1 tRNA gene and 3 rRNA genes are annotated in these 4,804 nt (G+C 50.0%); all 4 read left to right on the forward strand.

Annotated elements, in window-relative coordinates:
* Positions 1 to 1,456, forward strand: a 16S ribosomal RNA gene (locus QM887_RS09850); the annotation flags it as partial.
* 50 nt (positions 1,457 to 1,506) lie between these two features.
* Positions 1,507 to 1,579: transfer RNA gene (locus QM887_RS09855), tRNA-Ala, on the forward strand.
* A 126-nt stretch (positions 1,580 to 1,705) separates the two neighbouring features.
* Positions 1,706 to 4,608, forward strand: a 23S ribosomal RNA gene (locus QM887_RS09860).
* Positions 4,609 to 4,687: 79 nt separating this feature from the next.
* A 5S ribosomal RNA gene (rrf, locus tag QM887_RS09865) occupies positions 4,688 to 4,803 on the forward strand.
* Position 4,804 lies beyond the last annotated feature (1 nt).

A 4,804-nucleotide genomic window follows, 5' to 3' on the forward strand; every position in this document is an offset into this window, starting at 1 on the left:
GGATGAGTTGCGAACGGGTGAGTAACGCGTAGGTAACCTGCCTGGTAGCGGGGGATAACTATTGGAAACGATAGCTAATACCGCATAAGAGTAGATATTGCATGATATCTGCTTGAAAGGTGCAATTGCATCACTACCAGATGGACCTGCGTTGTATTAGCTAGTTGGTGAGGTAACGGCTCACCAAGGCGACGATACATAGCCGACCTGAGAGGGTGATCGGCCACACTGGGACTGAGACACGGCCCAGACTCCTACGGGAGGCAGCAGTAGGGAATCTTCGGCAATGGACGGAAGTCTGACCGAGCAACGCCGCGTGAGTGAAGAAGGTTTTCGGATCGTAAAGCTCTGTTGTAAGAGAAGAACGAGTGTGAGAGTGGAAAGTTCACACTGTGACGGTATCTTACCAGAAAGGGACGGCTAACTACGTGCCAGCAGCCGCGGTAATACGTAGGTCCCGAGCGTTGTCCGGATTTATTGGGCGTAAAGCGAGCGCAGGCGGTTAGATAAGTCTGAAGTTAAAGGCTGTGGCTTAACCATAGTACGCTTTGGAAACTGTTTAACTTGAGTGCAAGAGGGGAGAGTGGAATTCCATGTGTAGCGGTGAAATGCGTAGATATATGGAGGAACACCGGTGGCGAAAGCGGCTCTCTGGCTTGTAACTGACGCTGAGGCTCGAAAGCGTGGGGAGCAAACAGGATTAGATACCCTGGTAGTCCACGCCGTAAACGATGAGTGCTAGGTGTTAGACCCTTTCCGGGGTTTAGTGCCGCAGCTAACGCATTAAGCACTCCGCCTGGGGAGTACGACCGCAAGGTTGAAACTCAAAGGAATTGACGGGGGCCCGCACAAGCGGTGGAGCATGTGGTTTAATTCGAAGCAACGCGAAGAACCTTACCAGGTCTTGACATCCCTCTGACCGCTCTAGAGATAGAGTTTTCCTTCGGGACAGAGGTGACAGGTGGTGCATGGTTGTCGTCAGCTCGTGTCGTGAGATGTTGGGTTAAGTCCCGCAACGAGCGCAACCCCTATTGTTAGTTGCCATCATTCAGTTGGGCACTCTAGCGAGACTGCCGGTAATAAACCGGAGGAAGGTGGGGATGACGTCAAATCATCATGCCCCTTATGACCTGGGCTACACACGTGCTACAATGGCTGGTACAACGAGTCGCAAGTCGGTGACGGCAAGCTAATCTCTTAAAGCCAGTCTCAGTTCGGATTGTAGGCTGCAACTCGCCTACATGAAGTCGGAATCGCTAGTAATCGCGGATCAGCACGCCGCGGTGAATACGTTCCCGGGCCTTGTACACACCGCCCGTCACACCACGAGAGTTTGTAACACCCGAAGTCGGTGAGGTAACCTTTTAGGAGCCAGCCGCCTAAGGTGGGATAGATGATTGGGGTGAAGTCGTAACAAGGTAGCCGTATCGGAAGGTGCGGCTGGATCACCTCCTTTCTAAGGATAAGGAATGCACATTGGTCTTGTTTAGTCTTGAGAGGTCTTGTGGGGCCTTAGCTCAGCTGGGAGAGCGCCTGCTTTGCACGCAGGAGGTCAGCGGTTCGATCCCGCTAGGCTCCATTGGTGAGAGATCACCAAGTAATGCACATTGAAAATTGAATATCTATATCAAATAGTAACAAGAAAATAAACCGAAAACGCTGTAGTATTAATAAAGAGTTTATGACTGAAAGGTCAGAAAAATAAGGTTAAGTTAATAAGGGCGCACGGTGGATGCCTTGGCACTAGGAGCCGAAGAAGGACGTGACAAACGACGATATGCCTTGGGTAGCTGTAAGTAAGCGATGATCCAGGGATTTCCGAATGGGGGAACCCAACAGGTAATGCCTGTTACCCATATCTGTTAAGGATATGAGGAGGAAGACGCAGTGAACTGAAACATCTAAGTAGCTGCAGGAAGAGAAAGCAAAAGCGATTGCCTTAGTAGCGGCGAGCGAAACGGCAGGAGGGCAAACCGAAGAGTTTACTCTTCGGGGTTGTAGGACTGCAATGTGGACTCAAAGACTATAGAAGAATGATTTGGGAAGATCAGCCAAAGAGAGTGATAGCCTCGTATTTAAAATAGTCTTTGTACCTAGCAGTATCCTGAGTACGGCGGGACACGTGAAATCCCGTCGGAATCTGGGAGGACCATCTCCCAACCCTAAATACTCCCTAGTGACCGATAGTGAACCAGTACCGTGAGGGAAAGGTGAAAAGCACCCCGGGAGGGGAGTGAAATAGAACCTGAAACCGTGTGCCTACAACAAGTTCGAGCCCGTTAATGGGTGAGAGCGTGCCTTTTGTAGAATGAACCGGCGAGTTACGATATGATGCGAGGTTAAGTTGAAGAGACGGAGCCGCAGGGAAACCGAGTCTGAAAAGGGCGCTTTAGTATTATGTCGTAGACCCGAAACCATGTGACCTACCCATGAGCAGGTTGAAGGTGCGGTAAGACGCACTGGAGGACCGAACCAGGGCACGTTGAAAAGTGCTTGGATGACTTGTGGGTAGCGGAGAAATTCCAAACGAACTTGGAGATAGCTGGTTCTCTCCGAAATAGCTTTAGGGCTAGCGTCGACATTAGAGATTCTTGGAGGTAGAGCACTGTTTGGGTGAGGGGTCCATCCCGGATTACCAATCTCAGATAAACTCCGAATGCCAATGAATTATGGTCGGCAGTCAGACTGCGAGTGCTAAGATCCGTAGTCGAAAGGGAAACAGCCCAGACCACCAGCTAAGGTCCCAAAATAATTGTTAAGTGGAAAAGGATGTGGGGTTGCACAGACAACTAGGATGTTAGCTTAGAAGCAGCTATTCATTCAAAGAGTGCGTAATAGCTCACTAGTCGAGTGACCCTGCGCCGAAAATGTACCGGGGCTAAAACAATTTACCGAAGCTGTGGATACCTTTAATAGGTATGGTAGGAGAGCGTTCTATGTGTGAAGAAGGTGTACCGTGAGGAGTGCTGGAACGCATAGAAGTGAGAATGCCGGTATGAGTAGCGAAAGACAGGTGAGAATCCTGTCCACCGTAAGACTAAGGTTTCCAGGGGAAGGCTCGTCCGCCCTGGGTTAGTCGGGACCTAAGGAGAGACCGAAAGGTGTATCCGATGGACAACAGGTTGATATTCCTGTACTAGAGTATGTAGTGATGGAGGGACGCAGTAGGCTAACTAAAGCAGACGATTGGAAGTGTCTGTCTAAGCAGTGAGGTGTGAATTGAGTTAAATGCTTAGTTCTATAACATTGAGCTGTGATGGGGAGCGAAGTTTAGTAGCGAAGTTAGTGACGTCACACTGCCAAGAAAAGCTTCTAGCGTTTAAACATACTCTACCCGTACCGCAAACCGACACAGGTAGTCGAGGCGAGTAGCCTCAGGTGAGCGAGAGAACTCTCGTTAAGGAACTCGGCAAAATGACCCCGTAACTTCGGGAGAAGGGGTGCTGACTTTAAGTCAGCCGCAGTGAATAGGCCCAAGCAACTGTTTATCAAAAACACAGCTCTCTGCTAAATCGTAAGATGATGTATAGGGGGTGACGCCTGCCCGGTGCTGGAAGGTTAAGAGGAGTGCTTAGCGTAAGCGAAGGTATGAATTGAAGCCCCAGTAAACGGCGGCCGTAACTATAACGGTCCTAAGGTAGCGAAATTCCTTGTCGGGTAAGTTCCGACCCGCACGAAAGGCGTAATGATTTGGGCACTGTCTCAACGAGAGACTCGGTGAAATTTTAGTACCTGTGAAGATGCAGGTTACCCGCGACAGGACGGAAAGACCCCATGGAGCTTTACTGCAGTTTGATATTGAGTGTCTGTACCACATGTACAGGATAGGTAGGAGTCTATGAGATCGGGACGCCAGTTTCGAAGGAGACGCTGTTGGGATACTACCCTTGTGTTATGGCCACTCTAACCCGGATAGGTGATCCCTATCGGAGACAGTGTCTGACGGGCAGTTTGACTGGGGCGGTCGCCTCCTAAAAGGTAACGGAGGCGCCCAAAGGTTCCCTCAGAATGGTTGGAAATCATTCGCAGAGTGTAAAGGTATAAGGGAGCTTGACTGCGAGAGCTACAACTCGAGCAGGGACGAAAGTCGGGCTTAGTGATCCGGTGGTTCCGTATGGAAGGGCCATCGCTCAACGGATAAAAGCTACCCTGGGGATAACAGGCTTATCTCCCCCAAGAGTTCACATCGACGGGGAGGTTTGGCACCTCGATGTCGGCTCGTCGCATCCTGGGGCTGTAGTCGGTCCCAAGGGTTGGGCTGTTCGCCCATTAAAGCGGCACGCGAGCTGGGTTCAGAACGTCGTGAGACAGTTCGGTCCCTATCCGTCGCGGGCGTAGGAAATTTGAGAGGATCTGCTCCTAGTACGAGAGGACCAGAGTGGACTTACCGCTGGTGTACCAGTTGTCTTGCCAAAGGCATCGCTGGGTAGCTATGTAGGGAAGGGATAAACGCTGAAAGCATCTAAGTGTGAAACCCACCTCAAGATGAGATTTCCCATGATTTTATATCAGTAAGAGCCCTGAGAGATGATCAGGTAGATAGGTTAGAAGTGGAAGTGTGGCGACACATGTAGCGGACTAATACTAATAGCTCGAGGACTTATCCAAAGTAACTGAGAATACGAAGCGTGATTATTTTTAAGTGAAAATTGAAAGATATTCAATTTTGAGTATGTATTACTCAAAGTTAAGTGACGATAGCCTAGGAGATACACCTGTACCCATGCCGAACACAGAAGTTAAGCCCTAGAACGCCGGAAGTAGTTGGGGGTTGCCCCCTGTGAGATAAGGAAGTCGCTTAGCT

Origin of the sequence: Streptococcus infantis, assembly GCF_047460875.1 — a bacterium.
Classification (GTDB): Bacteria; Bacillota; Bacilli; order Lactobacillales; family Streptococcaceae; genus Streptococcus; species Streptococcus infantis_AA.